The organism is Methanobrevibacter sp., assembly GCF_045646205.1.
Lineage (GTDB): Archaea > Methanobacteriota > Methanobacteria > Methanobacteriales > Methanobacteriaceae > Methanocatella.
Genome location: NZ_JAZRKF010000065.1, coordinates 1 through 2007, shown reverse-complemented (window position 1 = coordinate 2007; position 2007 = coordinate 1). Strand labels below are relative to the sequence as shown.

General features: G+C 30.8%; 2 protein-coding genes. Both read left to right on the top strand.

What is annotated here, in order from left to right; all coding sequences use genetic code 11:
- The first annotated feature begins 85 nt into the window (after positions 1 to 85).
- Positions 86 to 673, top strand: coding sequence for an HXXEE domain-containing protein (locus ACKI44_RS11855; protein ID WP_407424660.1), 588 nt, complete (start codon positions 86 to 88; stop codon positions 671 to 673).
- Positions 674 to 962: 289 nt separating this feature from the next.
- Positions 963 to 2007 (top strand): hypothetical protein (locus ACKI44_RS11850; RefSeq protein WP_407424658.1); only part of this gene is annotated, 1045 nt, incomplete at its 3' end.

Sequence of the window (2007 nt, the reverse complement as noted above, 5' to 3'; positions counted from 1 at the left end):
ACCTTTGCACTACTGAAAACACAAACCAATTATTACGTGCATAAATTTTAATGTTAAACAACATAAAATAATGTAAGGTGTTTTAATGAGAGAATATAATTTGGAAATTCTTACTTTTATTATGTTTGGAATGGTAACATTTTCAGCTGTTTTTTATAATGGTTTAAGTTTAGTCCAAAAGATGATGTTAGTTTATATGTTTCTTTTCACCCTCCATGAATGGGAAGAAACACGTTTTCCAGGAGGATTTGCAAAATTAATGTTAAAATTCTTCAAGCTCAAAACAACACCTAATCAGATACACGCTGCACATATTCCAGTTACTATTCTATTAATCATAATCACATTTGTACCTTTTTTTACCCAATATACTCTATTGGCATTAGTTCCTGTTTATCTGGGATTATTTGAAACATTTATACATATAATAGGCATCAAACTTCATAAAATAGAAAAGCCTTACACTCCAGGTTTAATCACAGCAATGTGTCTTGGACTAACATCAATAATTGCATTGCTAAACCTTTCCAACAATAACCTCCTTCAAAGCTGGGACTATGTATGGGGAATATTAATAATGTTTTTATGTTTTGGTGCAATGCAAAGAACTGTCATTGCAATTTATGGATTAGGATACAAAGATTTAATCACAAATTTAAAAAATAATCAATAAAATTAATAAATAGCACTAGTATTAGTTATTGATGTAATCTTAGCATTAATTCACAAAAAATACAAAATGTTCGTATAAAACGTATGATATAGTTCACATGCTTATAGATTTCAAGTACAAAATGCAAATATAATTTTTGCAAATTATTCCAAACTATTAATTAAATTGTTATTTAATGTTTCATAATCAAAGTATGTTTCCTATTCTAATTTTGCGAAACTGACCGTATAAAATAAAAAAATTTAAATATCACATCCGAGTTATTAATATAAAATTAATAGGTGATGTTATGAAAAAGTTACATTTAATTATAATTGCCATAATAATTCTAATATCTATTGTGGGAGTATTTTTCCTAACAGGTAACTCGACTCCAACAGGCGAAGGACCATCATATAATGCAAGCGCATTAACAAATAATCTTTCAATTGACATGAATAATTGGCAATATGACGAAACAAATGACATATATTATCAAATTGGACTTGTATACTGTATGAATCCTAAAGATACTTCATATGAATCTTGTGGGATCTACGTTCCTGGAAAATACTTTGAAGGCAGTAAAAATTCCAATGGAACTTACAGTTGTAAAATAAATGAAAATGCTAAAGTTGGAAATTATACCTCTAATTCCGCACCTATAGTAATGCCAGTAAATACTCCAGGTTATTCTGCATGCAAAGCACCAACTAGTTACAATGCAGGTGAAGTCAAAAATTACACTGATGCTGGTTTTATCTATTTAAATGCCGGTTGTATGGGAAGAGACAATGCAGAAGCACCTGATGGTGTAGTTGACTTGAAATCTGCAGTGACTTACTACAGATTTAACGGAGATGTTTTACCAGGAGACATTGAGAAAATATTTACTTTTGGCCATAGTGGAGGAGGAGCACAATCTGCAATAATGGGCGCTTCTGGAAACAGCGAATTATATAATCCATATTTAGAAAACATTGGTGCTGCAATGGTTGACAAAGATGGAAAAGTTTTATCAAATGCTATTGCTGGTGCGATGTGCTGGTGTCCAATAACAAATTTAGATACTGCAGATAGCGCATATGAATGGAATATGGGACAATATGTGAGAAATTCAAACTCATTCACAGGTGCCTTAAGTAATGATTTGGCAGAATCATATGCTACTTACATTAATCAATTGAACCTAAAAGACCCAAATGGAAATGTATTAAAACTTGAAAAAAGCGATGATGGAATTTATACTTCAGGCAGTTACTATGATTACATGTTAACTGTAACCGAAGAATCCTTGAATAATTTTTTAAATGATACAACATTCCCATATTCTCCAAGTTCTAATGGAATGGGAA

Excerpts from the sequence above, each read along its gene's own strand:
- ACKI44_RS11855 (WP_407424660.1), top strand. The coding sequence starts at position 86 with ATGAGAGAATATAATTTGGAAATTCTTACTTTTATTATGTTTGGAATG.